Source organism: Dermacoccus sp. 147Ba, from assembly GCF_004151355.1.
Classification (GTDB): Bacteria; Actinomycetota; Actinomycetes; order Actinomycetales; family Dermatophilaceae; genus Dermacoccus; species Dermacoccus abyssi.
The window spans coordinates 1-20,898 of the sequence record NZ_SEHL01000016.1 but is presented as its reverse complement, the minus strand read 5'-3'; the positions used below and the strand labels follow the sequence as shown (position 1 = coordinate 20,898).

Genomic DNA, 20,898 nt, shown 5'->3' with positions numbered 1-20,898 from the left:
GGGTAACTTTCGTCAGGCGACGGGGACGAGACAGCAAACGTAACTCATGGGCCGCACAATGGTGAGCATGCCCGCGCCGATCAGCCTCGATGACGCCGTCCGTCGCCTCTACGACGGACCGGCAGCCGATTTCGTGAGGGTCCGCAAGGAACTCGCGGCTCGGGCGAAGAGTGAGGGCGCCGCCGATGTCGCCCGCGCGATCACGGCGCTGCGCAAACCCACGGTGGCCGCGGAGACCGTCAATCACCTGGAGGATCAGCCGCTCGGTGAACTCCTCGCCGTCGGCACCGCCCTACGGGCTGCTCAGACGCGCCTCGACACCGACGAGATGAAACGCCTCACGTCCGAACGTCACCGCCTGCTCGACGCCGTCCTCGCAACCGTCTCCGTCTCACCGGCGGTGCGCGACGAGGTTCGCTGCACGCTGCTCGCCGCGACAGCCGACCCCAGCGCCGAGGCCGCCGTCGCGAGCCGCACCCTGGTGCGGGGCCTGCGCTATTCGGGGTGGGGTGAGGTTGACCTGTCGGACGCCCTCGCACATCGGGACGCAGCCGCACGCGGCCGTGCCGCTCTTCGCATCGTGAACACCGACTCAGCCGACCGGGAGGCCGAGCGAGAGGCTGCCGCGCGGGACGCCGAACGTCGCACGGCGATGCAGGAGGTCGAGCGGGCCCGCCACCGGTTGAGCGCTGCGGTAGACGCTTATGACGCCGCGAAGGCGGCCCGTGACAGTGCACAGGCCGCCCTCGCGGCGGCGGAGACTCGCGTCAGAGCCCTCGACGAGAGGTGAGGAGCCCGGGAATCGGGCAGCTCGACCCTGCCCGATGAAGTGCGTCAGGCCGACTTCTTCGTCGCCGACGGGAACATCTGGCCGCAGTAGGACGTGAGGTCGTCGACCGCGTCGTTGTAGGTGTTCGTGTCGACGGTCTTCGAGGGCGCCTTGGCCTTCGTCAGCGTGCCGACCTTCTTGGCGACGGCGTCCGCCTTCTGCTTGAAGCTGGCGTTACCGGACTTCTTGCCCTGCTCGCGCAGTTCGTCCGCGAGCTTGCCCATCGAGGTCGACGCCTTGTCGAGGTCGGCCGCCTTGCGCGAGTCGACAGCCTTGTTCCAGGTGGAGTTGGCCGAGACGACCTTCTTGTTCGTGTCGATGCAGGCTGCGCGCAGGGCCGGCGTCGCGCCGGGCTTGCCCGCGTTCGTCGTCGCGCTGGAGGTCGTGACAGTGGGGCTGGCGTCGTCGCTGTTCGCACTGCCGCAGGCGGCCATCGTCACCGCGAGCCCGAGGCTCGCCGCGGTTGCCGGCAGGATGCGGCGAGTTCGGGTGAAAGCGTGGTGGTGCACGGTTTTCCTCTCGTCGGGCCCGTGGTTCTGGCCTCTCGGTCGGTCATGGGTTCATCGCCCACGAGTCACCTACCGTTACATATTCGTGATGTTTCCGCGAATCCGGCCCGCAATGACGGCAGCCGTCCAGGTCGCAGCCTCGAACATCGGCACGTGGCCGACGCCCTCGGCCTCGACGTAGTTCCACTCAGGAACCCTCGCGAGCGCCGCGCGCACGCCGCGGGCAGGCACGAGCGCGTCCGCGTCTCCCTGGAGGAACGTGACGGGCACCGTCACCTCGGCCAGCGCGCGGCGGTAGCTTCGCGACGCTCCTGCGATGACGATCGACTGCGCAGCACGCACAAGGGAGGGCACCGCGCTCTGGATCTCGGTGAGTGCCCGCGCCTCCTCGACGGCCCGGCGCCACACCCAGCGCGGCACGCGACGACGGTCGGCCACGACGACGAGTACGCCGTCGAGGCCCATCTGGTCGGTGCCGCGACGCTGGACGTAGCGCGGCACGACGAAGCGCGCGAGGGGCGGGCACATGTAGAGCGCGAAGGTGAGACCGACGCGGGGGTTCGGACGCACCTTGGGGCCGAACGGCACGACCGCGTCAACGAGCACGAGCCGCTCGAGCTGCGGGTGGCCCTTCGCGGCGAGCAGCAGCGAGATCATCCCGCCCATCGAGTTGCCGACGAGCACGACGTTTCGCGCGTCCACGACGTCGAGGTAGGCGCTCAACAGGTCGACGTTGTCGCCGACCGCGGAACGGCCGGCGTCGGCCTCGGTGCGCCCGAAGCCGGCGAGGTCGGGTGTCAGTACCCGCCCGAGGCGCGCGAGGTAGGGCCAGACGGGCTCCCAGTTCGCGAGGCTCCCGCCGAGACCGTGGACGAGGACGTAGGTGGGCCCCGAGACGTTGTGGCCGCTGTCGCGGTGATGCACCGTGACGCCGTCGACCTCGACGGTCGTGATGGGCGGCAGGTCGGGTTCGGGTTCGTCGAGGTTCGTGGCGAGAGACTCGGCGAGCAGCGCCTCGGCCGCGGCAGCGTCGAGAACGTCGGCGTCGGCGGCCAGGGCTGCGCTCGAGTTGCCCGGTTCGTTTTCTGAGGCGGGACTCACGAGCTCTCTCCGATCTGCTCTCGCAGCGCCTGCGCGAGCACCTGAGCGTGGTTGTCACCGGTCGGGTCACCGGCGATGAGGAGGAGGACGCGCCCGTCGGTGTCGCGAACGGTCTCGGCGAGCTTCTCCAGCCCGTCGGCACCGTCACCGTCGGCCAGCTCGGCTCGGTAGCGGTCGGCGAACTGCTCGAAGCTCAGATCTCCGCCGTGGAACTCCTTGCGCAGGTCCGTGCTCGGGGAGGCGTCCTTCGCCCACTCGTCGAGGTCTGCTCGTTCCTTCGAGACTCCGCGGGGCCACAACCGGTCGACGAGCACGCGCATCGCCTCACCGTCGCGCGCGGTGTGGACCTTGCCCACCTCGATGTCGGGGGTGGCCATCAGCGGTGGGCGGCGACGGCGTCCGCGAGGCTGCCGAGCACCGGGTCGTAGGAGCGGACGACGCGTTCGACGATGACCCCTTCACGGCGGAACGGGTCGCCGTCGAGACGCTGCTCGACCTGCTCGGCGCTGTCGGCTGCGACGAGCAGCAGCGCGCCGGCCGGGTCGGTGAGCGGCCCGGAGAGCAGGAGGCCCTCGCACTGCGCGAGAAACTCGCGATGCTCGGGGCGGTGGGTGTCGCGCGCGGCGACGTCGTCGCTGTAGCGGTAGGAGACCGCGAAAATCGCCATGCCTTCGAGCCTACTCGCCACCAGTGACACCGGGCAGACCATAAGATCGAGGCGATCGGGGCAGGGAGGGAAACCACGTGTCGGAGAGTTGGCAGCTGGGCAGCCGGTACGTGCTCGAACGTCGAATCGGCGCGGGCGCGATGGGTCAGGTGTGGGCCGGTCGCGATGTCGACGGCCGCCCCCTCGCGTTCAAGCTGTTGCGCCCCGAGATGGCTGACGACCCCACCGTCGTCGCGCGTTTCCTCCAGGAACGCAACCTGCTCGTCAATCTGCGCAGCCCTCACGTCATCCGCGTGCACGACCTCGTCGTCGAGGGCCCGCGCCTCGCCATCGTCATGGATTACATCGGCGGGCCGTCGTTGCGCGGCCTGCTCCAGCAGCGCGGCAATCTTCCGCCTGCGGAGGTGGCGTCCCTCGGTTCGCGGATCGCGGCCGGCCTCGCAGCGGTGCACGGCGCGGGCGTCCTGCACCGCGACCTCAAGCCCGAGAACGTGCTTCTCGACGAAACCCCGAACGGCCTCGAGCCGAAGTTGGCGGACTTCGGCATCGCCTCGCTCGCCGTGACGGCGACTGGGCACGTCGGCACGGCGAACGTCATCGGCACCCCGCAGTACCTCGCGCCCGAGCTCGGCGACGGGTTGCCGAGCGGGCGTGCCAGCGACCTCTACGCCCTCGGCATCACGCTGTACGAAATGGCGTGCGGCATCGTGCCGTTCAGCTCTGATTCGCCGGTCGCGCTCCTGCGCATGCACGCCGACCACGCGCCCGGACGCCCGGACGGCATGCCGGACGAGCTGTGGCACCTCGTCGCGGCGCTCATGGCGAAGAACCCGGGAGACAGGCCCGACGACGCCTCCGCCGTCGCGGCGCAGCTGGCCGACATGGTGCCGCGCTTCGCCGGGATGCCGGCCCCCGCTCCCCTGCACGCCTCTCCCCCCACGCGACTCATCGGGTCGGCACTGCCGACCTCCGGAAGCTCTCCCGAGACCGTCTCCGACGATGACGACGAGAGCACGTCGCACCGTCGCAGCATCGCGCTCGGCGTCGGGCTCGTCGTCGGGCTGTGCCTCGTCGCGCTCGTCGCGTGGCTGTTGTTGCGCGACACCGGCTCGGAGCAGACGAAGTCGAAACCATCGGCCACCACCTCCTCGTCGACGACACGGGCGCAACCGACGGTGGTTCCACTGTCCAGTCGTCTCGCCGGCTCGGAGGCGGAGAAGAACAGCGCCACGATCGACGGGCGTGACTTCGACGACGCCGTCGTCGCCCGCGATCTCACGCCCCCCACCTGCACCCGTCCGGTGCGTTTCACCCTCGACGGTGAGTTCACTCAGATGGAGTTGCTCGCTGGCTTCAACGCGCGCCCCAACCCCTCGGGGGACACCGGCACCGTCGTCGTGCGCCTGGACGGCGACACGAAACAGACCGTGAACTTCTCGAGCGAAAAGGCGAAAGCACTCTCGCTCGACGTCACGGGGGTGCGCAGCCTCGTGCTCGAGCTGAGAGCGCAGCGCTGCTCGCCGCAGGATCATCAGAGCATTGCACTCGCCGAGGGCAAGCTTCGCCGCCAGTAGGCGCAACTCGGCGGTCAGCAGGCCACTGCCGCCGCTGCCGTCGAGCGGGCGCTGCTGCGGGCGTCGGCGAACAGGAGCACTCCGAGGCCCGCGAACGCGAAGCCTGCGCCGACCCAGAGCGGCGAACCGAAGCCGTGGCCGGCCGCGATGGCGAGGCCGCCGATCCACACGCCGAGGAAGTTGCCGACGTTGAACGCGGCGATGTTCGCGCTGCTCGCGAGCGTCGGCGCTTCGTCGGCGTAGCGCATGACACGCATCTGCAGGCCGGGCACCGTGCCGAACCCGAAGAAGCCCATGGCGAGCAGGAGTGCTGCCGCCGCCACCTTGTTGCCCGGCACGAGCGCAAAGACCACGAGAACGATGCCGAGCGCGAGCGTCCACGTCGTCAGGGTGCGGCGCAGGGCTGCGTCGGCGAGGCGCCCACCGAGGACATTGCCGCCGAAGAGGACGAGGAGCCACGGCACTGCGCCGTCGTCGAAACCGGTGACGCGAGTCAGCAGCGGCTCGATGTACATGAACGCACCGAACATGCCGCCGAAGACGAGCACTGTCATGCCGAGGGAGTACCAGACCTGGGCCCGGGAGAAGACGGCCAGTTCGGCCCGGAGGCTACGTTCGGACGACTCGGCGCGGGCGTCCGGAACGAGCGCTGCGATGCCGGCGAAGGAGACGACTCCGACGACGGCAATGGTGGCGAACGTCGCCCGCCAGCCCCACTGTTGACCGACGAAGGTGCCCATCGGCACGCCGAGGACGTTGGCAAGCGTCAGCCCACCGAACATGATGCTGATGGCGCCGGCCTGCTTCTCCTTGGCCACGAGGGCCGAGGCGAGCACGGACCCGATGCCGAAGAAGGCGCCTTGCGCGAGGGCCGCGACGACACGTCCGGCGAGGAGCGCGGCGTAGCCGGGTGCCAGTGCCGAGATCGCGTTGCCCACGACGAACAGCACCATGAGGAGCAGCAGCGCACGCTTCGGCGCCCACTTCGCGAGGAGCGGCGGCAGCGCCAGCGCACCGAAGACGACCGCGAGGGCGTAACCGCTCACGAGGTAGCCGGCCGTGGGCACGGAGACCCCGAGGTCGTTCGCGACCGGGGTGAGCAGGCCGGCGATGACGAATTCGGTGAGCCCGATGCCGAAGCCACCGAGGGCCAGGGCGAGCAGTCCGACAGGCATGAGTGCACCCTTTCGAGGTTCATTCCATACGGCAACATACCGCGCGTGCAACTAACTTGCGTGACGTTAGTTGCACACGTGCTCTATTGCAAGCGGCGTACACTGAATTCATGGGTATCGCTGACACCGCCGTCGAGGTCCGCGCCTCGGGCTGGCGCACGCTCGCCGCACTCCACGGACACATCGAGACCTGTCTCGAGAAGGAGCTCGTCGCGGGCCACGGCCTGACCGTCGTGGAGTACACGGTGCTCGACGCCCTGTCGCGCCAGGACGGCACGTTCCACCTCCGCATGGCGCAGGTGGCGCGCGCAGCAGCCCTCTCCCCCTCCGCGACGACGAGGCTCGTCAACCGACTCGAAGACCGCGGTTACCTCACGCGCATCATCTGCGCGGACGACCGGCGCGGCATCTACACGGAGCTGACGCCGGAAGGTCGCGCCGCCTACGAGAAGGCCCGCCCCACGCACGACCGTGTCCTCGCCGCCTCGCTCGAATCAGCCCGGGAAAAGCCAGAACTCGCCGACCTCGTCGCCTTCGTCGAGAAGCACTGACTTCTGACGTGGACGATCTGTCGGTGATGCCGGGGCCTGGCGCCCCGCGTGGCCTGCGCGTCCCCGCCGCCGAGCTGCAGGAGCAGTTCTCCCACGCCTCCGGGCCGGGCGGTCAGGGCGTCAACACCACCGACTCGCGCGTGCAGCTCAGCCTCGACCTCACGACGACGAGCGCGCTCGACGACACCCAGCGCGCCCGCGTGCTCGCAGCCCTCGACGCGCGGCTCGCGGCCGGGGTGCTCACGGTGACCGCAGCCGAGCACCGCTCGCAACGCCGCAACCGCACAGCCGCCCGCGAGCGCCTGGCTGCCCTCCTGCGTGAGGCGCTCGCCCCACCGGTGCCTCGCCGGCCGACGAAGCCGACGCGCGGTTCGAAGCGGCGGCGCCTCGAGGCGAAGAAGCAGCGCAGCGTGACGAAGCAGCAGCGTCGCAAGCCCGGCCTCGACTGAGACGCCTGACCCGGCGCCCGGGGGACGCTCACCCGGTTCAGCCGAGGAGAAGCCGGATTAACCCTGTTGGCCCTTGGCTCGGATGAGGTCGAGCGCGACGACCGCGCCCAGTATCGCGGCGCGAGTCGGGCCGGGAACCCCCGGCGTGAACCCGAGGACGTAACGCTCCTTGCCGAGGAACGCCGCGCCGATGCCCGGCCACCGGCGCGACACGCGAGCCACCGGTCCACCGGGGCCGACCACCTCGAACTCGCGCTCGAAGAAGCTGCCCGACAACTGCAGCGTCGCGTCCGGGAGGTTCACGGTGAGCCGCTTGGAGAACAACGTGAACTCCTTGACCACCTCGCCGAACTGATGACCGCTTGGGTCTAAGAGCACGTAGCGGTCGCGCCCGAAGTTCATCACGTCGTCGATGCGCATGAACAGGGAGCCGTCGGTGTCCAGAATGGTGAGTTCACGGTTGCCGAGGGCCAAGCGCTTCAGAGCACCACCGTCGGTGCGGATGCGCCCGATCGGCTGCCCACCGGCGTCCATGATGGCGAAGTCGTTACCCATGAAGCTCGTGACCTGGTCGATGACGAGAACGTCCGACTGAAGAAGTGCCACGGATTCATGGTGCCCGATTCCCGACACGAGATGGTGGCCGCGCGGCTGCCACCGTCACTCCCCGACGCCGCGACACCGGGCCGATGACACGAGAACGCGCCCCACAGCGTCGACTGCGAGGCGCGTCCTTTCGTGGCGTCGATCAGCGCACGAGCTCCGGCGGCACGTGACCGAAGCGGTGCAGGGTGCGGCTGATCGCCTGCTCGCGCAGGAACGTCAGCAGCTCACGACGGCCGGTCGAGAGCACCTCGCCGAACAGCGGCGTGATGCTGGCGCCCTGGTCGGCAGCAGGTGCCTCGGCGAGCGCCGCAGCGGTCTCACCGTCGGCGTCCGCGCCGACCATGCGGATACGCAGCGACTCGCCGTCGAGCGCCTGCGCGCGAGCCCACGACACGAACTGCGCGGAGCTCTCCACCTCGCCGACGCGGTCGAGCCACGCGAGCGCCTGGCGGCCCTCACCCGTCTCCTCGAGTCGCTTGAGCGCCGGCTGCAGAGCGATGTCCCACGACAGGCGAACCGACGAACCGACGAGGTGCGCGGCCAGCACGAGACGCGCCACCTCGACGAGGGTGCGGTCGGCTGCCCGGTCGTCGGCGTCGAGACCCTCGCTGAGTTCCGCGCGCACGACGACGCGCGGCTGCGGGCGGTAACGGAAGATGTTGCTCTCCGCGCGCAGCGACGACGGGTCGGACTCGATACCGAGTTCCTCACGCCACGCGTAGGCGTCCGAACGCAGCGACGCGAGCAGCCACGCCGCGTCGTCCTCGGCACGCGCGAGGGGCGCGAGGATCTCCTGCAGGTCCCGCACGCGCGGCATGACCGGCGCACCCTGACGAGCAACGCCGTCCGCCACCCACGTACCGAACTGTGCGACGTAGTTGGGGCCACCGGCCTTGGCGCCCGGGCCCATGACCGATTCCTTCCAGCCACCGAAGCTCTGGCGCTGCACGATGGCGCCGGTGATGTGCCGGTTGACGTAGCCGTTGCCGGCCTCGACGTGCTCGCGCCAGTACTCGATCTCGTCCTCGTCGAGGCTGTGAATGCCTGCCGTGAGGCCGAACTGCGTCGCGTTCTGCAGTTCGAGCGCCTCCTCGAGGGAATCGGCGTGCATGAGGCCGAGCACGGGCCCGAAGACCTCGGTCATGTGGAAGAAGGAGCCGGGCTTCACGCCGTCCTTGAGGCCGGGCGACCACAGGCGACCCGTCTCGTCGAGCTGCTTCGGCTCGACGAGCCACGTCTCGCCCTCCTCGAGGGTCGTGAGCGCCTTGAGCAACTTGCCCGACGGCGGCTCGATGACCGGGCCCATCGTCGTGCCGAGGTCGCTCGGCCAGCCGACGCGCAGCGACTCCACGGCGTCGATGAGCTGCTCACGGAAACGGCGCGAGGAGCCGACCGAGCCGACGAGGATGCCGAGCGAGGCCGCCGAACACTTCTGACCGGCGTGGCCGAACGCCGACTTCATGAGGTCGGCGGCCGCGAGGTCGAGGTCCGCCGCAGGCGTGACGACGAGGGCGTTCTTACCGCTCGTCTCGCCGAACACGCGCGGGCCACCGGCGTGACGCGAACGCCAGCCGGCGAACAGGCGCCCCGTCTCGATCGAGCCGGTGAGGATGACGGTGTCGACGTCCTCGTGGGACACGAGCGCCTTGCCGTTCTCGTTCTCCTCGACGCGCACGACCTGGGCCACCTCGCGCGGGATGCCGGCGGCCCACAGGGCCTCCATCGCGACCTCGACGCAGCCGACCGTCTGCGGCGCCGGCTTGATGATGACGGCCGATCCGCTCGCGAGCGCCGCGAGCACGGAACCGATCGGAATGGCGACGGGGAAGTTCCACGGCGGCGTGACGAGAGTCAGCTTGTGAGGCTCGAATCGCGCTCCGTCCGAGGCCATTCCGCTGACGAGGTCTTCGCACCTGTCGGCGTAGTAGCGCGCGAAGTCGATGGCTTCGGAGACCTCGGGGTCGACCTGATCGATCGTCTTGCCACCCTCGGCGGCCGCGACGGTGATGAGGTCACCACGACGCTTCTCGAGTTCGCGTGCGGCCTCGCGCAGCAGCGCGGCACGCTCCGCGTTGGGGCGAGCGGCCCAGGCCTCGTGCGCGCCGACGCCACGGCTCACGACCTCGTCGACGGCCTCGAGCGACGTGAGTTCGGGCGAGGTCAGCGGCGCGGGTTCACGCGTCACTGCCGCGAGCGCCCACTCACGCACGGCCGGCAGCGCCGGGTCGGAGTCGGCGGTGTTCTCGAAGTAGTCACCGATCGGCTTGCGCTCGGCGCTGCGGCGCGGCCCGACGGGCGTCGAGGCCAGAGCGTCCACGGACTCGCGGAAACGACGCTCCTGATCCTCCATGGGCGTGAGGCGACCGGTGCCGGTGAGGCCGTCGCGCACGTACTTGTACTTGTCGTCGGCCTCGTCGTCGTGGCTGAACATGGCGTGCAGGAAGTTCTGCTCGGCCGCGTTCTCCTCGAGACGGCGGATGAGGTAGGAGACGGCGACGTCGAAGTCCTCCGACTTCACGACCGGCGTGTAGAGCAGCACCGTGCCCACGTCGGCCTTGACGGCGCGCGCCTGCGAGGGCGCCATGCCCTGCAGCATCTCGACGTCGAGGTGGTCGCTCACGCCACGCTTCTCCGACAGCAGGTGCGCGACGGCGACGTCGAAGAGGTTGTGCGAGGCGACACCGAGTCGGCAAACCTCCATCGCGTCGGGGCGCGTGGCGCGCTCGATGAACGCGAGGTAGTTGGCGTCCACGTCCTCCTTGGAGGTGTACGGTGCCTGCTCCCAGTCGTGCACCTCGGCCTCGACGCGCTCCATCGCGAGGTTGGCCCCCTTGACGAGACGCACCTTGATGCCGGCGCCACCGGCCGCCTTGCGCTTCTTCGCGAAGTCGATGAGTCGCTCGAGCGCGGGCACGGCGTCGGGCAGGTAGGCCTGCAGCACGATGCCGGCCTCGAGGTCATGGAACTCGGGCTCGGAAAGGAGTCGCGTGAACAGCTCGATCGTCAGGTCGAGGTCGCGGTATTCCTCCATGTCGAGGTTGACGAACTTCTTGGGCGAGGCCTCGTTCGCCACCCGGTAGATCGGGCGCAGGCGCTCGAGGGCGCGCTCGACCGTTCCCTCCGTGTCCCAGGTCGAGATCTGCGAGACGAGGCAGCTGATCTTGATCGAGACGTAGTCGACGTCGTCGCGCGCGAGCAGCTTGCGGGTCGACTCGGTGCGACGAGCGGCCTCGGCCTCACCGAGCACGGCTTCGCCGAGCAGGTTGATGTTGAGGCGGAACCCGTCCGCCTGCGCCTTGGCGAGGTGCTTGCCCAGCGTCGGGTCACTGGCGTCGACGACGAGGTGACCGACGAGCTGACGCAGGCGCTTGCGCGCGGCGGGCACGACGACGGGCGGCGCGAGGGTGGCGACGCGCGAACCGATGCCCATGAGCGCGGCGTCGATGCGCCCCATGAACCCGGTGGCCTCGTTGGACGACAGGCGCGCGAGTTCGCGCGCGGCCGCCGTGTTGTCCTCGGGACGGGCGACGCGGTCGACGAACTTCACCGCGAGGTCGAGGCCCTTCTCGTCACGCAGCAGCGCGCCGAGCTGATCGCTCGTGCGCTTCTCGGCCTTCGTCTGGCCGGCTTCGGTGGCGTCGCCCCACTTCTTGGCGAGGGCGACGGCTTCGTCCGCGAGGTCGCGCAAGACGGCGGTGGGGTCGATGTCGGGCGCCGCGGGGGTGTGCGGCGCGTCAGTGATCTGGCTCATACCGTCAGTGTTCGCCCTACCGGTCCGTATGTCTTGCCCAAATGCCGCAGCGTGGCCGCGGATTGCGCGCAATGACGGGGCAGAAGCGAATGTTCCGGTCACATCCAGGGCGGGCGGGCGCCGGCCATCCACGCGTGGCGCACGAGGAGGAACCCGATGATGGCGAGCGCCCAGGCGAGGTTCTCGTGGCTCGTGCGTTCGATCCAGGCCCCGAAGCGCTGGAGCGGTCGCTCGATGCGCTCGTGCAGGATGAGCCTCGCCGCCAGGCACAGGAGGGCGGGCACCACCATGACGAGGCAGTACGCGACGAGCGCGAGGCCCCGCTCCGGCGTCGACATCGGTGCCGCCGAGAGCAGACCGATCGCCGCGAGATAGGGCACCATCGACGCCGCTTCGACGAGGACGGCCACCACGGCGAGCGCCACGACGGCCTTGACGCCGGCGTCGCCGTCGGCGCCCATCGCCCGGTCGCGCCAGGTGGTGATCCTGCGCATGAGGCGTCCTGGTTCGGCGTCCTTCTTCGTCGGCATGCACACGCCGACGAGAAACATGGCGGCTCCGACGGCGAGCAGAACGTGGGCTCCGCTCGACCCTGCGAACCAGGCCGAGATCCGTTCGAGGAAGACGAGGGCACCGGCGAGCAACGCGAAACCGAGCACGACGTACGAGCCGACGACGGCCGCAAGGTAGGTGAGCATCCGACCCACGCGTGGCCGTCCGGGCATGAGGAGAAACCACACCGGGATGACGAGGGTACCGAGACTCGTCGCGTCGACGAGCGCGAGCACCACGAGGGTGAGAGCGAGTTCGAGGTCCATGCGCTCAGCGTGCTCGCGCGCGCCGTACTCGCGCGTCGGCAGGAAGTGCCGTTCACGCACACCGGCGTCATCCTTTCGACGGACGCATGAGGGCCGGTGGCGTGCTGCAATGACTGACGTGGCACCGCCGAACCTGCATCCGCTCCCGTGACGAGCCGTGACCTGCGCGGCGCATTCGGCATGTTCGCGCTGGGTGTCGCCCTCGTGCCGATTGGTCTTGTCGAGACGTGGACGGACACGCCGTGGACACTCGAACGGTGGTGGCATCTCGCACCCCTCGCGGTGCTCTGTGCGCTCATGGCCGTTCGGCGTGGGCGCCCGCTCACCGCGCTCGGCGTCGGCGTTCTCGTCTTCGTCGCCGAGGGGTTCTTCGGCGGGAGCCTCGCGTCGTTGCTCGTGTTCATCGAACTCGTCCACGCGGCCGGGCGTTACGGACGAGGCCGGATCGCCGACCGCCTCGCCCACGTCATCGTCGCCGTCATCGCAGCCGTCGGTGTGCTGACGCTCGTGGCGACCCGCGACCTACGCGTCGCCATCATGGCGGCGCTCACTGTCTTCGCGGTCCTCGGCACGTCGTACTGGTGGGGCGAGTCGGCGAAGCAGCAGGCCGACCTCGTCGAGGCCGAACGAGCTCGCGCCGAGGATCTGGCGCGCATGGCGGCGCTTCGCGAGGAGCAGGCCCGTCGAGGCGAGCGCGAGGCGATGGCCGGCGAGATTCACGACGCACTGTCGGGCAACCTCGCGGCCATCACGATCCACGCCGAGGCGGGCCTCGCGAATCCGGAGGTCGCACCGCAGGCTCTGCAGGTGGTCCGGACGACGTCGAAGCAGGCCATGGGCGAACTGCGCTCGATGCTCGCCGTTCTGCGGCCTGACGGCGGCCCGGCGATGCCACCGTCGAACCTCGAGGATGCGGTGGACGCAGCCCGCGGTCGCGGCCTCGAGATCGATGACCGGTACGAGCCGGCACTTCTCGGCGATCTGCCACCCCAGGTCGCGCACGCGGCCTACCGGGTCGTCCAGGAGTCGCTGACCAACGTCGAGCGTCACTGCCCCGGAGGGCAAGCCGAGCTCGTCGTGAAGCGTGACGGCGACCTCACCATCACCGTCGACTCGCCGTGTGGAGTCGGTCCGAGGAGCGACGGCGGGTACGGCCTCACGTCGATGTCGGAGCGTGTCACCTCGCTCGGCGGCGTTTTCGAGGCCGGTCCGCACGACGGAGGGTGGCGCGTTCACGCCGTCATTCCGCTCGACTCTGGTGAGGTGGTGGCATGACCGACATTCGCGTCCTGCTCGCCGACGACCACACGGCGATCCGCTCCGGGTTGCGCCTCATCCTCGACGGATGCGACGACATCGAGGTCGTCGGCGAGACGCGCGACGGCGCCGTCGCCATCGCGCAGGCGCGCAGCCTGCGCCCCGACGTCACGCTCATGGACGTGCGAATGCCGGGCACGGACGGCATCGCGGCGACCCGCGAGATCGTCGCGAACGGTTGGTCACGCGTTCTCGTGCTCACAAGTTTCGAGATCGACGAGTACGTCGTCGGAGCCCTCGGCGCCGGCGCCGACGGCTATCTCGTCAAGACGATCGACGCCGGCCCTCTCGCCGACGCGGTGCGTCGCGTCGCCGCCGGTGAAGCCGTGCTCTCGCCTGAGGTGACGCGCCGCGTCATCACGGGCTTCGTCGCGACCGAGCGCCCGCCTGCAGTTGACGAACGATCAACATGGCCAAGCGATCTCACCGACCGCGAGCGCGAGATCCTCGCAGCGCTGGGCGAGGGATTGTCGAACGCCGACATCGCGTCGTCGCTCTTCATCGCCGAGTCGACGGTGAAGACGCACGTCTCGCGCATCCTGACGAAGCTGGGGTGCACCACCCGGGTTCAGGCCGCCATTGCGGCCCGCCGCGCCGGCCTCGTCCCCTGAGCGCGTCGCGTCCGGGTGATTCTGTAGACATTCGGCGTCGTATACAGCGCGGAACGTCTACAAAATCCTGGGCTGAAGCACCCGTATTCTTGATCCATGCCCGACGGCCCCGAACTCAGCGCCCTCGCAGGCGCTCTGGGGCCCGCGGTGCTCGAACTCGTCGACCACCTTCCCGGCACGATGTTCTGCGTCAAGGGCGCCGACGGCCGTTACATCGCGGTCAACCCCACCTTCGTCAAACGCACGAACCAGCGCTCCCGCGCCGAGGTGCTCGGGCGCCGGGCCGGTGAACTGTTCGTCGCCGAACTCGCCGACCGCTACGAGGAGCAGGACGCCCGCGTCCACTCGAGCGGACGCCCCCTGTTCAACGAGTTGGAACTCATCCGCGCACCGGGCGGCCCGTTCCGCTGGCACGTCACCGCCAAGGTGCCGCTGCGTGACGAGGACGGGCGGGTGACGGGCGTCGTCAGCATGTCGCAGGACGTCGGGGAGGGTGCGGCGGACGACCGGACGATGACGTCGCTCGGCGCCGTCGTCGCGCACATCCGCGCCCATCTCGGCGAGAACGTCACGTCCCAGGATCTCGCCCGCGTGGCGGGATGCTCGGTCGACACCCTCGAACGCCGCTGCCGTCGGGTGTTCGGGCGTTCGCCCGGCCAACTCATCCTCTCGACGCGCATCGACGTGGCCCGCGGGCTGCTCACCGGCTCCGACATGCCGCTCGCCCAGATCGCCGACCTCTGCGGCTACGCCGACCAGGCGGGGTTCAGCCGTACGTTCACCCGCCTCGTCGGCATCCCGCCGGGCCGTTACCGCAAGTCCATGTGACGCCGAACGGGCGTCACGACGCCGAGTTCTCGGCCATGTTGTCCGGGTTGTCGGGGGCGCCGGGGTTGTCGTCGCTGCCCGTCGCGAGATAGGCGTGACGCACCCGCAGGGCCTCCTCGACCTCCTCAAAGGCGGGGTCGACGAACGCTCGGCGGTACGTCGCATCGCTCGTGGAGACGGCGGTGAAGAAGCAGAAGACGACGGCAGCGAGCAGGACGTTCTGCACGAGTGTCACGACGAAACCGAGGACGAGCACGTTGATTCGCTCGCCGGGACGCAGGCGCGGGGCGCCGGGCTCGGCTCGCGCGAAACGGTCCTGACGGTCACCGAGCACGTCGCGTGAGACGAACAGTGCGAACACCAGGCCCAATCCGTTGACGACGAGCGCCAACAGCCACGTCCTGCCCATCGAGAGGTGGCGGACGACCTGCCACACCTCGGCGTTGAAGAACATGAAGAGCGTCGTGAGCGTCATCACCGGAAGGACGCGTCCGACCATCGTCCCGAGGGTGCCGAGCTCGCGCCCCACGCATCGCAGGGCCCACAGGCCGACGGCGCCGGCTCCGACGTAGGCGGCGAGCACAACAAGGATCACGAGGACGAGCCGTTCGGGGAAGGAAGCCACCCAGGCGAACACGGCGAGCCACACAGGCGAAAGCACGAGAACGCTCATGGTCACGAGGATGTCGGCCTGCGCGCTCCCCGCGACCTGCTCGACAGGCGTCGACCCGAGACCCTCCGCCACGCCCACGAGGTGTCCAAGAGCACCAAGGACGACGAGCACGGTGAGCAAGGGCGCGGCGCAACGCCCGGACAGCCCCCGAAGCCGGTCCTTCGGCCGCACGAACATCGGGACGCCGGAAGCGAAGAGTTGGGCACGCAGCTGTGCGTCGGACGAGTGGGTCACGTCACCATCCTGACCGACCGCGCGCACTGCGCCCCATCACGAGCGCTCGACTTCTAGGGTGGTACCCACGTCAGGCCGCACCCACACGAGAGGCACCCATGTCCGAGACGAACGCCGGAATCACGACCGCTGACCTCTACGACGAACTCGAGGACGCCCTCGACTCGTGCTCGACGCAGTTCCGCCGCTTCGGACGCAAGGCCCGCTTCCACGGCACGATCGTCACGGTCCGCTGCTTCCGCGACAACCAGATCGTCAAGGAGACCCTCAACTCCCCCGGCGAGGGCAAGGTGCTCGTCGTCGACGGCGACGCCAACGTCGAGAGCGCCCTCATGGGCGACATGATCGCCGAGGCCGCGGTGAAGAACGGCTGGGCGGGCGTCGTCATCAACGGAGCCATCCGCGACAGCGTTGCCGTCGACGAGCTCGACCTCGGCGTCAAGGCGCTCGGCACCAACCCGCGCAAGTCGGCCAAGGCCGGCGAGGGCGAGAAGGACGTGCCCGTCAGCTTCGGCGGCGCCACGTTCACCCCGGGCGATCACCTGTGGAGCGACGAGGACGGCGTCGTCGTCACCTCAGCAGAGAACGCCAAGCGCCTCTCCACCGTCGCCTGACACCGACCGGCGCGCCCTGCGACTCGACTGATCGCCCCTCGATAGGTGGCACCGGGCACGGCGCTCGCCTACCTTTGGATCATGAGTTCCACAGTCGCGTGCATCGGTTTCACCGACCCTTCGTCGTTGGCGAGCATCGTCCGCGAGAAGGGCGAGCCGGTGCACGAGCTGTCGAGCACCAACCTCTGGGTCGACTCCAGCGGCGCAACGCTGTTCCTCGACCGCAACGCGCAGTACGCGCGCCCCGGCTTCTCAACACCCGTTCGCACGCCGTACCGCGGCATCACGCCGATGGAGAACGGCCTCGCGCAGGTCGTCTTCACCGATGTCTCGGGCTTCGAGCTCGACCCGTTCACAGTTGTACCCAACAACCGCTACACCGTCGGCTGGGCGCCCGTCGGACGTGTGGCGCTCGTGGCCATGGGTATCGACACCGAGTTCTTCCCGACGGCCGAGGACTTCTTCGACTCGCCCCGCAGCGCACTACCCGGCTTCGAGGGCGAACCGCCCGCCGAGGTCAAGCAGTTCGGGCTCGCGTGGCCGCCCACGATGGAGATCGAGACCTTCCTCCCGAGCGACAACGCGGATGACGCGCTCGCCACGTTGAGCGGCACCGTCCAGTTCGCCGAGGTGCAGAAGAACTCCCTCACGGGCCACGAGTTCCTCGTCTCGCGCATCGCCACGGTGTGCGGTGAGGTCGACCTGTGCACCCCGCTGCCTCTCGAAGGCGCCCCGACGCCGGGGTCCGTCGTCGTGGGTCAGGTCGAACTGCTCGCGGGGTTCCCGCCGTTCGGCGTCGCAGACACCTCGAGCTACCAGGCACCCGACGAGCGAGTCGGCCCCACCTTCCGCGACGAAGAGCCCGAGATTCCCTCCGACCTGCCGCCTGCTGACGAAGACCTGCCCGAGGGCCTCGTGCTCGGCGAGGACGGCGTCGTGCGGACCGACGAGGAACACCGCGCCTGGAAGGGCGGTGACACCGAGGCGGGTTCCCGCCCGCCGGCAGGCGTCTCACGTGACACCCGCGACCCCGCCTCCCCCGAGGACGAGTTCGATGCCCGCCGTGAGGTGCCCGAATTCGAGGTCGACCCCGAGGCTCCCGAAACCGTCGAGGGTCAGAGCACGTCGAGCGCTCCCCCGCCGACCGATGCCCCTGCGGGTCCTGAGTCGGGCTTCTCGGAGAGCCACGACGACAGTGCGAGCGAGGGTGAAACCGACGCCTCCTCCGATGACCTGCCTCGGCCCGGTGAGACGCGGCGTGAGTGGCGAGCACGCACCGGACGCTGACCCCGGTTGTCCTCAAGGGACGAAAAGCCCAGTGCGTTTTACCCCCTCCTCGGAGGAATTTGATCCTGACGTACTGGACAATGGTTCGATGACTCCTTCGGCTTCGCAGCAGCCTGCCCGCTTCCGGCGGGCCGCTTGGCGTGCCGCCGAGGTCTTCACCTCGCCGGTGCCGCCGCAGGAGTTCGCGCGGTTGTTCAACCCGCTCGTCTCGAGCCGCCAGCTGCGCGGCGTCGTCACGGCCGTGCGTCACGAGACGCCGAACTCCGCCACCATCGAGTTCAAGCCGGGCGGCGGGTGGGATCCGCACAAGGCCGGTCAATACGCGCGCATCGGCGTCGAGATCGACGGTGCCCGTAACTGGCGCTCCTACTCCCTCGTCACGGCCGAGGGCCACGACCCGGCCATCACCGTCACCGCGGTGGGTCGCGTGTCGACGCACCTCGTCCGCACGACGAAGCGCGGTGATGTGCTCTTCCTCGCACCGCCGCAGGGCGACTTCCTTCTGCCCAGTGGCCCGCGTCCGCTCCTCATGCTGACGGCCGGCAGTGGCCTCACGCCCGTCATGTCGATGCTGCGCACCCTGCTGCCGAAGCGGCACGACGCGGACGTCGTCGTCGTTCACTCCTCACGCACGCCGGACGAGACGCTGTTCCTCGACGAGTTGAAGCGCATGAACGACGAGCACCACAGCCTGACGCTCGTGCACCGCTTCACCGCACACGAGGGGCGTCTCGATCTCGCGACGACGCACGAGCTCGACAAGCTGTGCCCTGACTGGCGCTCCCGCAAGACGTTTGTCTGCGGCCCGCAAGCCATGCTCGACGACGCCGAGAAGCTCTGGCACACCGAAGAGTTGCCGCACGAGCTCACGGTCGAGCGCTTCATGCCGACGCTGTTCGCCGACCCCAACGCGCGTGGCGGGCTCGTCACGTTCGAGAAGTCCGACAAGGAAGCCACTGCGGAGGGCAACACCTCCCTCCTCGAGGTCGGCGAGGACGCCGGCGTCCTGCTTCCCTCCGGGTGCCGCATGGGCATCTGCCGCACGTGCCTCACGCCGCTCGTCAGCGGCACCGTCCGTAACCTTGCTTCGGGCGAACTGTGTTCCGACGAAGGTGAACTCATCCAGACCTGCATCAGCGCAGCCGTTGGGCCTGTGCACCTCGACGCGTAAGTTCAGGAGTTGTCATGACTGCCACGACCACCGAGCCCAAGGCCGGGGCGTTCGACCGCAAGACGGGTCGCGCCGCGGCGAACCCCGAACGTCGTACCGGCGTTCTGCCCACGAGCGGCCACGTCGCCGTCCGCCCGCCGACGGCGGCGCACCTGTCCGACGAGGACGTCGAGCGCCTGGGCGCCGAACTCGACGCCATCCGTGACGAGGTTCTCGCCCAGCGCGGCGCCAAGGACGCGGCCTACGTCAAGAAGATGGTCAAGATCCAGCGCGTCACAGAGCTCGCCGGCCGAGTCGCCATGATCGGTGCGCGCAGCCGTATCGCGTGGAGCGCGGGCGTCGGGCTCATAGCGCTCGGCAAGGTGCTCGACAACATGGAACTCGGGCACAACATCCTGCACGGGCAGTGGGATTGGATGCGCGACCCCGACATCCACTCCACGACGTGGGAGTGGGATTTCGTGGCGCCGGCCAAGGGCTGGCAACACACGCACAACGACCTGCACCACACGTGGACCAACGTCATCGGCAAGGACCGCGACGTGGGCTACAACATCCTGCGTGTCTCCGACGACCAGCCATGGAAGCCGCGCGACGTCTTCAACCCACTCGTCAACGCGCTGCTCGCGCCCACGTTCGAGTGGGGCATCGCGAGCTACGACATCGAATGGGATCAGTACAAGGCCGGGTACAAGACCCGCGAGCAGATGATGTCCGACCTGCGCGACCTGCGCGACAAGGCCGTCGGCATGGTGCTCAAGGACTACATCGCGACGCCGCTCGCGGCAGCAGCGGTCGGCGCCGTCGTCGGCAAGGCGTTCGGACGCCCCGCACGGTTCGCGTCGATCGCCGCACGTGCCCTCGGGGGCACGGCGGCCGCCAACGCGCTGCGCAACGTGTGGGCGCACTCGGTCATCTTCTGCGGGCACTTCCCCGACGGCGTCGACACCTTCGAGGAGGAGATGATCGACGGAGAGACGCGCGGTGACTGGTACGTGCGTCAGATGCTCGGCTCGGCCAACATCGACGGCACCCGCGTCTTCCACACCCTCACCGGCAACCTCAGCCACCAGATCGAGCACCACCTCTTCCCGGACCTGCCGAGCAACCGCTACATCGAGGTGGCCCCGAAGGTGCGCGACATCTGCCGCCGCTACGGGCTTCCCTACAACACCGGACGCTTCGGCCGTCAGCTCGGTTCGACGTGGAAGAACATCTGCGTGCTCGCCGTGCCGACCCGCGAGGAGTGGGCCGCCTACCGGGCTGCCTGAGTTCCCCGATCGGCGCGCCACAGGAATCGCACGATTCCTGTGGCGTACCGCATAATGACCTGTATCACGCCCGCATGCTCCGATCGGAACGATATGGGCCCCGACGAAAGTTGACTCACATGTCGCTCAAGACCCGTGCGCTCGCGGGCCTCGGCACCGCTGCTGTGGCCCTCTCCTTCGCCGCCCCCGCCGTCGCTGCTCCGACGCCGACGCCCACGGTGCCTCCGGCCGTCGCCCAGGCCGCCACGAAGCTTCCCCCGTTCCCGGATGAGAACGCCACGGACGCCGAGATCGAGGCGTGGCTGACGCAGGCCGCCAAGACCATGGGTCTGCCGGCCTTCCCGGGCGCCGACGCCACCGAGGCCGAGGCTTACGCCTTCGTCAACGCTGTCGTGAAGATGTTCGGCCTGCCGGCCCTGCCCGCCATGAACGCCTCCGACGCCGAGTTCGAGGCGTGGGCGAACAAGGTCGCGAAGATGTTCGGTCTGCCGGCTCTGCCCTCCATGGACGCTTCCGAAGCCGAGTGGGAGGCCTGGTTCACCAAGCTCATCGGCATGGAAGGGGAGATGCCGAGCGTGCCCGGCGCCACCCCGTCGCAGCCCGCCGAGACGGCCCCGCCGGCCGCCGGCCCCATTGTCCAGACCGACCGCGTCGTCACGCAGTCGTCCAACGCCACCGCCCTGACCGCCACGGGCTCCGCGGCAGCGCTCATCGCAGGTGCCGGCGTCGTCCTCGTCGCACGCCGCCGTCGCGCGATGCGCTGATCGATCGCTCCAGGCGAGCAAGTGGCGTCCGGCTTCGGCCGGGCGCCACTTTGTGTTTGCCGCGCCAGGGCGGGGTTCTCACGGGGTGTGGTGGCTGT

General features: G+C 69.4%; 21 protein-coding genes. 12 read left to right on the top strand and 9 right to left on the bottom strand.

Features of this window, described 5'->3' with window-relative positions; all coding sequences use genetic code 11:
• The first annotated feature begins 67 nt into the window (after window positions 1–67).
• On the top strand, window positions 68–790 hold the full coding sequence (locus tag EVU97_RS14340) for a hypothetical protein (protein WP_129666750.1): 723 nt from the start codon (window positions 68–70) through the stop codon (window positions 788–790).
• A 44-nt stretch (window positions 791–834) separates the two neighbouring features.
• Here the strand turns inward: EVU97_RS14340 and EVU97_RS14335 are convergent, their stop codons facing one another.
• From EVU97_RS14335 to EVU97_RS14320, 4 genes are all read right to left on the bottom strand, one after another.
• Window positions 835–1,338, bottom strand: a complete 504-nt coding sequence (locus EVU97_RS14335; RefSeq protein ID WP_129666747.1) for a hypothetical protein — start codon at window positions 1,336–1,338, stop codon at window positions 835–837.
• Window positions 1,339–1,413: 75 nt separating this feature from the next.
• Window positions 1,414–2,439, bottom strand: a complete 1,026-nt coding sequence (locus EVU97_RS14330; RefSeq protein ID WP_129666744.1) for an alpha/beta fold hydrolase — start codon at window positions 2,437–2,439, stop codon at window positions 1,414–1,416.
• Entirely contained in the window at window positions 2,436–2,816 is a 381-nt protein-coding gene (locus EVU97_RS14325; protein ID WP_129666742.1) for a DUF488 domain-containing protein, read from the bottom strand. Before EVU97_RS14325 ends, EVU97_RS14330 begins: the two co-directional genes overlap by 4 nt.
• Window positions 2,816–3,106 carry a YciI family protein gene (locus tag EVU97_RS14320; RefSeq protein ID WP_047312549.1) on the bottom strand — a complete coding sequence of 97 codons (291 nt, stop codon included), beginning with the start codon at window positions 3,104–3,106 and terminating at the stop codon, window positions 2,816–2,818. Before EVU97_RS14320 ends, EVU97_RS14325 begins: the two co-directional genes overlap by 1 nt.
• Before the next feature lie 77 nt (window positions 3,107–3,183).
• On the opposite strand from EVU97_RS14320, the gene EVU97_RS14315 reads away from it, so the two are divergent.
• Complete coding sequence (locus EVU97_RS14315) at window positions 3,184–4,680, top strand: serine/threonine-protein kinase (protein ID WP_129666739.1); 1,497 nt, start codon at window positions 3,184–3,186, stop codon at window positions 4,678–4,680.
• Between the two features lie 14 nt (window positions 4,681–4,694).
• On the opposite strand, the gene EVU97_RS14310 is transcribed toward EVU97_RS14315, so the two are convergent.
• The gene (locus EVU97_RS14310) at window positions 4,695–5,855 is read right to left on the bottom strand and encodes an MFS transporter (protein WP_129666736.1); all 1,161 of its coding nucleotides are present in this window, start codon (window positions 5,853–5,855) and stop codon (window positions 4,695–4,697) included.
• Between the two features lie 110 nt (window positions 5,856–5,965).
• On the opposite strand from EVU97_RS14310, the gene EVU97_RS14305 reads away from it, so the two are divergent.
• A complete protein-coding gene (locus tag EVU97_RS14305) occupies window positions 5,966–6,406 on the top strand; it encodes a MarR family winged helix-turn-helix transcriptional regulator (protein ID WP_047312550.1) in 441 nt (146 codons plus the stop codon).
• Between the two features lie 8 nt (window positions 6,407–6,414).
• Entirely contained in the window at window positions 6,415–6,855 is a 441-nt protein-coding gene (arfB, locus tag EVU97_RS14300) for an alternative ribosome rescue aminoacyl-tRNA hydrolase ArfB (RefSeq protein WP_047312551.1), read from the top strand.
• Window positions 6,856–6,912: 57 nt separating this feature from the next.
• On the opposite strand, the gene EVU97_RS14295 is transcribed toward arfB, so the two are convergent.
• The 3 genes from EVU97_RS14295 to EVU97_RS14285 form a co-directional block, all read right to left on the bottom strand.
• Window positions 6,913–7,461: an LURP-one-related/scramblase family protein gene (locus EVU97_RS14295; RefSeq protein ID WP_129666733.1), complete on the bottom strand. Its 549-nt coding sequence runs from the start codon at window positions 7,459–7,461 to the stop codon at window positions 6,913–6,915.
• Window positions 7,462–7,603: 142 nt separating this feature from the next.
• Window positions 7,604–11,212 carry a proline dehydrogenase family protein gene (locus EVU97_RS14290; RefSeq protein ID WP_118914293.1) on the bottom strand — a complete coding sequence of 1,203 codons (3,609 nt, stop codon included), beginning with the start codon at window positions 11,210–11,212 and terminating at the stop codon, window positions 7,604–7,606.
• Window positions 11,213–11,310: 98 nt separating this feature from the next.
• Window positions 11,311–12,090 carry a GAP family protein gene (locus EVU97_RS14285; protein ID WP_165357984.1) on the bottom strand — a complete coding sequence of 260 codons (780 nt, stop codon included), beginning with the start codon at window positions 12,088–12,090 and terminating at the stop codon, window positions 11,311–11,313.
• A gap of 87 nt (window positions 12,091–12,177) precedes the next feature.
• Between EVU97_RS14285 and EVU97_RS14280 the strand changes: the two genes are divergently transcribed.
• The 3 genes from EVU97_RS14280 (at window position 12,178) to EVU97_RS14270 (ending at window position 14,786) form a co-directional block, all read left to right on the top strand.
• Window positions 12,178–13,305: a sensor histidine kinase gene (locus EVU97_RS14280; protein ID WP_165357983.1), complete on the top strand. Its 1,128-nt coding sequence runs from the start codon at window positions 12,178–12,180 to the stop codon at window positions 13,303–13,305.
• Window positions 13,302–13,958: a response regulator transcription factor gene (locus EVU97_RS14275; protein ID WP_129666725.1), complete on the top strand. Its 657-nt coding sequence runs from the start codon at window positions 13,302–13,304 to the stop codon at window positions 13,956–13,958. The genes EVU97_RS14280 and EVU97_RS14275 overlap by 4 nt, the downstream gene beginning before the upstream one ends.
• Window positions 13,959–14,054: 96 nt before the next feature.
• A complete protein-coding gene (locus EVU97_RS14270) occupies window positions 14,055–14,786 on the top strand; it encodes an AraC family transcriptional regulator (RefSeq protein ID WP_129666722.1) in 732 nt (243 codons plus the stop codon).
• A 13-nt stretch (window positions 14,787–14,799) separates the two neighbouring features.
• Here the strand turns inward: EVU97_RS14270 and EVU97_RS14265 are convergent, their stop codons facing one another.
• A complete protein-coding gene (locus tag EVU97_RS14265) occupies window positions 14,800–15,693 on the bottom strand; it encodes a hypothetical protein (protein ID WP_129666719.1) in 894 nt (297 codons plus the stop codon).
• 98 nt (window positions 15,694–15,791) lie between these two features.
• Between EVU97_RS14265 and rraA the strand changes: the two genes are divergently transcribed.
• The 5 genes from rraA (at window position 15,792) to EVU97_RS14240 (ending at window position 20,800) form a co-directional block, all read left to right on the top strand.
• A complete protein-coding gene (gene rraA / locus EVU97_RS14260; protein ID WP_047312555.1) occupies window positions 15,792–16,307 on the top strand; it encodes a ribonuclease E activity regulator RraA in 516 nt (171 codons plus the stop codon).
• An 81-nt stretch (window positions 16,308–16,388) separates the two neighbouring features.
• Window positions 16,389–17,594 (top strand): hypothetical protein, encoded by a 1,206-nt coding sequence (locus tag EVU97_RS14255; protein ID WP_129666716.1) that lies wholly within the window; start codon window positions 16,389–16,391, stop codon window positions 17,592–17,594.
• A gap of 88 nt (window positions 17,595–17,682) precedes the next feature.
• Window positions 17,683–18,765, top strand: a complete 1,083-nt coding sequence (locus EVU97_RS14250) for a ferredoxin reductase (RefSeq protein WP_129666794.1) — start codon at window positions 17,683–17,685, stop codon at window positions 18,763–18,765.
• 14 nt (window positions 18,766–18,779) lie between these two features.
• Window positions 18,780–20,036: an acyl-CoA desaturase gene (locus EVU97_RS14245; RefSeq protein ID WP_129666713.1), complete on the top strand. Its 1,257-nt coding sequence runs from the start codon at window positions 18,780–18,782 to the stop codon at window positions 20,034–20,036.
• A gap of 119 nt (window positions 20,037–20,155) precedes the next feature.
• Window positions 20,156–20,800 carry a hypothetical protein gene (locus EVU97_RS14240; protein WP_047313019.1) on the top strand — a complete coding sequence of 215 codons (645 nt, stop codon included), beginning with the start codon at window positions 20,156–20,158 and terminating at the stop codon, window positions 20,798–20,800.
• The last annotated feature ends 98 nt before the right edge of the window (window positions 20,801–20,898 follow it).

Bases quoted from the DNA above. Each gene is read 5' to 3' on its own strand.
- rraA (WP_047312555.1), top strand. From the start codon at position 15,792: ATGTCCGAGACGAACGCCGGAATCACGACCGCTGACCTCTACGACGAA.
- EVU97_RS14340 (WP_129666750.1), top strand. From the start codon at position 68: ATGCCCGCGCCGATCAGCCTCGATGACGCCGTCCGTCGCCTCTACGAC.
- EVU97_RS14250 (WP_129666794.1), top strand. From the start codon at position 17,683: ATGACTCCTTCGGCTTCGCAGCAGCCTGCCCGCTTCCGGCGGGCCGCT.
- EVU97_RS14310 (WP_129666736.1), bottom strand. From the start codon at position 5,855: ATGCCTGTCGGACTGCTCGCCCTGGCCCTCGGTGGCTTCGGCATCGGG.
- EVU97_RS14270 (WP_129666722.1), top strand. From the start codon at position 14,055: ATGCCCGACGGCCCCGAACTCAGCGCCCTCGCAGGCGCTCTGGGGCCC.
- EVU97_RS14240 (WP_047313019.1), top strand. From the start codon at position 20,156: ATGTCGCTCAAGACCCGTGCGCTCGCGGGCCTCGGCACCGCTGCTGTG.
- EVU97_RS14275 (WP_129666725.1), top strand. From the start codon at position 13,302: ATGACCGACATTCGCGTCCTGCTCGCCGACGACCACACGGCGATCCGC.
- EVU97_RS14290 (WP_118914293.1), bottom strand. From the start codon at position 11,212: ATGAGCCAGATCACTGACGCGCCGCACACCCCCGCGGCGCCCGACATC.
- EVU97_RS14325 (WP_129666742.1), bottom strand. From the start codon at position 2,816: ATGGCCACCCCCGACATCGAGGTGGGCAAGGTCCACACCGCGCGCGAC.
- EVU97_RS14320 (WP_047312549.1), bottom strand. From the start codon at position 3,106: ATGGCGATTTTCGCGGTCTCCTACCGCTACAGCGACGACGTCGCCGCG.
- EVU97_RS14255 (WP_129666716.1), top strand. From the start codon at position 16,389: ATGAGTTCCACAGTCGCGTGCATCGGTTTCACCGACCCTTCGTCGTTG.
- EVU97_RS14305 (WP_047312550.1), top strand. From the start codon at position 5,966: ATGGGTATCGCTGACACCGCCGTCGAGGTCCGCGCCTCGGGCTGGCGC.
- EVU97_RS14245 (WP_129666713.1), top strand. From the start codon at position 18,780: ATGACTGCCACGACCACCGAGCCCAAGGCCGGGGCGTTCGACCGCAAG.